Here is a 3,731-nt window from a genome sequence, read left to right on the forward strand (position 1 = left end):
TCGTCTTCCGCCTGCGGCGGTTGCGCTCGATGGCATGCGAGGAAACCTCGCATGCCATCGAGCGCCTGAATAGTATCTTATAAATGGCCGGGTGGGATTGATTGTCCAGATAATCACCGATCATGTCTTCGCGCTGTGCGCCATGCTGGGCTTTCGCTTCTGTCCGCGCCTGCGGGACTTTCCCGACAGGCGTCTCGCGTCAGTCGCCCCGGTGGCCGCCTATCCATTTATTGCCCCGCTGCTGGGCAAGCGCATCCGGACCGACATTATCCGTGAACAATGGGGCGATGTGCTGCGGCTTGTCGGTTCGATCAAGGCTGGTCATGTTGCGCCATCGGTGATGTTGCGAAAGCTCGCCGCCTATGAGCGGCAGAACCAGCTCGACGTCGCGCTACAGGAAATCGGCAAGGTCGAGCGAACACTGTTTATGCTCGACTGGCTTGAAAACCCCAAGCTGCGCCGGCGTTGCCATGCCGGCCTCAACAACAGCGAGCAACGCCATGCATTGACGCAGGCGATCTACACATTCCGGCAAGGGCGCATCATTGATCGCAGCCATGAAGCCCAGCAATATCGCGCATCGGGCCTCAACCTGGTCATCGCCGCCATCGTCTATTGGAACACGACCTACATGGACGCTGCTGTCCAGCATCTACGATGGGAATCGGTCGCGGCGCCCGACCACCTCCTTGCCCATACATCGCCGGTAGGCTGGGAACATATCGCCTTTTCCGGAGACTTTCTCTGGGATAGGGCTGCTGCTTCCGCTGGCCGCAAGGCCCTGAACCTGCCGCAAAATGCCCGCGTCGCCTAAGCGTTCACTGATTGTTCGCCCTTAGCGTTGTTTGGCGTACTCTTCACGCTATGCCCTCCAAAGGCGCGTGCCATCAATTGGTACAAGAAAGCCGCTTCGTTCGACGCACGACCTGAGCAATAAAATTCCGCCTGATTGGGATCTTCGAGCGCACGAAGGCCGTCGCCGATACGCGCAAACGCCTCGCTCCAAGCGACCGGCACGAAATGGTCAGTTGTGGCATCGTAGCGTAGCGGGTGCGTCAGGCGACCGGCATCCTCGAGCGCATGGTCAGACCAACCGAACAACTCGCTGGCGCTATGACGCGCGAAAAAGTCGAGATCGACGCGCTTGGCAGTGGCCTCCCAAGTGACGGCTTTCGCGCCATTCTCGCAAAATTCGAACGAAGACGTCTTCTGAGGGTCAGGCCAGGCACAGCCTGGACAGTCGAATCCCTTGGGCTGGTTCATCTGCAGCAAGGCACGCGCCTTCGTGGAGGCACCCATCTGTTCACGAACAGCGGCAGCGACTGCGCCGAGTGCGCCCCACCCTCCTGCGGGCCCGTCATATACCTCGACACCCTCGGCCGTGGCGGCTTTCTCCTCAGGCTTCACGCGATTATGCGGCATGACGGTGGTCAAAGCGATCGGTCGTGAAGAATTCCTGGACGTCGTCCCGCAGCGCCTCACGCTGCTCCAGCGCGGCGAAATGCCCACCGGCGGAGAACTCCCGCCAGCGCACTACGTCGTAGATTCCTTCCACCCAGGAACGCGGCGCCGAATAGGGCTCGGCTGCGAAGGCCGCGACAGCGGTCGGGACGGTGACCCGAGCGCCGCCGAAGGGCGTCACCGCCTCGCATGCGGACTCATAATATATGCGGGCTGCGCTGCCGGCGCTGTTTGGCAGCCAGTAGAACATGATGTTCGTCACGAGCGCCTCAAGAGAGATTGTTTTCGGGAGGTCACCCTCTCCGTCCGACCAAGCGGCAAATTTCTCGAGGATCCAGGTCGCCAGCCCCATCGGGGAGTCGGACATTGCGGCGGCAATCGCGTCTGGCTTCGTTGATTGAAGCGACAGATAGCCCATCCCGGTCTTGCGGAACGTGCGGTAGTCATCCGGTGGCTCTGCGGCGTGCGGTGGATGTGCGTAGGGCATGTTGATGTGCAGTCCGACGAGCGCGCCTGGATGCCGTTGAGCGATCCGCCGCCCGATTATCGTGCCCCAGTCGCCGCCCTGCACACCGTAACGGTCATAGTTCAACAGCGTCATCAACCGGTGGAACGCGTCGGCGATCCGATCCGGACCCCAGCCTGGTTCGACAGGCTTTCCACCAAAGCCGAAGCCTGGAATGGCGGGTATGACGAGGTCATAGGCCTGGTGATTTCCGCGTCCGCACCGCGATGGATCGACGAAATCGTCGATGAGATCCAGAAACTCGGTCTGGGATCCTGGCCAACCGTGAAGGAGGAGCAGCGGGCGACCGTTCCCGTGTTTTGCGCGGACATGGAAAAAATGAACGCGCAGACCGTCGATGGTCGCTAGATATTGCGGAAAGCTGTTCAGCCTGGCTTCGATGGTACGCCAATCATATTCATTCGCCCAATAGTTCTGAACTGCGCGCAAAGTGTCGATGCGCGCGCCATATCTCCAGCTTTCTCCGCCAAAGTCGACGGGCCATCGTGTCGAGCGGAGACGGTGGCGCAGGTCAGCAAGATCAGCTTCCGGCACGCGCAACTCGAACTTAATGACATCACCATCCATCGTGGCGTCCCTGATCTTCGCGATCGATTTGATCGAAGGCTTTAAAGTTTCTCAAAGCGATCGCCGAAGCGGCTGAGGTCTGGCATCGGCATGCGCGCCTGCGCGTCGAGAGTTGCGAAGCGATCGCCAAGAGCGTCCAGGCAGGTCGTTCGCTCGATCAAAGGAAGATAGGGCGTGTGATAGGCCACAAACGGCTCGATCACCTCGAAACCGACATATCCCAGGCTGCCTTGAAAAAAGGAACGGAGGAACCCGTCGACCAGCGGGCCATGCAGCCCCTCCGGACCAAACATATATTCTCGACCACCGAGGCTAAAAGCGGCGGTGGCTTTCTTTCCGGTCATGCCTGCGCGACCGTAAATCGTCTTTCCGCCGTAAAAAGGGCCGGAGACGAACACCCGATCGATCCATCCCTTGAGGATCGCCGGGACATTGAACCAGAACAGTGGGAATGTGAAAACCACCAGCTCGGCCTCCTGGACCTTCGCGATTTCCGCTGCAACGTCGCTTGAAAGCGTCCCGACCTGATAGTTGTGTCGCTGTTCGAGCGCGTAAGTCAGATGGCTTTCGTCCTTGCGCGAGCCGAAATCAGCCGGTGACAGCACCGGGTTCCAGTCCATCGCATAAAGGTCAGAATGCTCGATTTCATAGCCCGATGCACCCAGAGCAAGAGCAATCCTGTCTCGCATAGCGGATACAAACGAATCCGCCTCTGAATGGGCATGGACAAGTAGCGCCCTGCGAGTACCGGGGTTGCTATCGCTCATGCGACCACCGCCACGGGAGTTCGATTGACCAAGTCCTTGAGCGGAATGTCCAGATCAGCAAGCGCCGTGGGAGCGGCGATAGTGCCGTCGAGGACGAGGGCGCGACCTCCCACATAGTCCTTCGTCGCATTGACGCAGTCGAGCGCGATAACCCGGCCCTGCCTTAGGTAAATTACCGAGAAGCTGCGATTGGTGGTGGCGCCGCGTACGACAATCTCGTCATGTCCGATCGATAGGCCGATCGTCTGAAGCCGAAGATCATATTGGTTCGACCAGAACCAAGGAACGGCGTGTAGATTTCCGCTGAGAATTGACCCGGTAGGGGCATAAATTTCCATTGAGAATTGACCCATGTTTGAACCCGCCCCTGGCTGACCAGTCTGGGGTATCGGGAGTGATCGACATGGATT

Annotated in this window: 3 protein-coding genes and 2 pseudogenes; 1 reads left to right on the plus strand and 4 read right to left on the minus strand. The window is 59.3% G+C overall.

Features of this window, described 5'->3' with window-relative positions; translation table 11 throughout:
- Positions 1-115: 115 nt before the first annotated feature.
- Positions 116-814 (plus strand): annotated as a pseudogene (locus ACP7BL_RS17755) (Tn3 family transposase); the annotation flags it as partial.
- A gap of 29 nt (positions 815-843) precedes the next feature.
- Here ACP7BL_RS17755 and ACP7BL_RS17760 read toward each other — a convergent pair.
- The 4 genes and pseudogenes from ACP7BL_RS17760 to ACP7BL_RS17775 all read right to left on the minus strand — a co-directional run.
- Positions 844-1,422: pseudogene (locus ACP7BL_RS17760) on the minus strand (CbbBc protein); the annotation flags it as partial.
- Complete coding sequence (locus ACP7BL_RS17765; RefSeq protein ID WP_426258924.1) at positions 1,412-2,554, minus strand: epoxide hydrolase family protein; 1,143 nt, start codon at positions 2,552-2,554, stop codon at positions 1,412-1,414. The pseudogene ACP7BL_RS17760 and the gene ACP7BL_RS17765, both read right to left, overlap by 11 nt.
- A 41-nt stretch (positions 2,555-2,595) precedes the next feature.
- Entirely contained in the window at positions 2,596-3,321 is a 726-nt protein-coding gene (locus ACP7BL_RS17770) for an NAD(P)H-dependent oxidoreductase (protein WP_426258925.1), read from the minus strand.
- A partial coding sequence (locus ACP7BL_RS17775) for an oxidoreductase C-terminal domain-containing protein (RefSeq protein ID WP_426258926.1) occupies positions 3,318-3,731 on the minus strand: 414 nt, incomplete at its 5' end. The genes ACP7BL_RS17770 and ACP7BL_RS17775, both read right to left, overlap by 4 nt.

The organism is Sphingomonas sp. DC1600-2 (genome assembly GCF_049897605.1).
Classification (GTDB): Bacteria; Pseudomonadota; Alphaproteobacteria; order Sphingomonadales; family Sphingomonadaceae; genus Sphingomonas.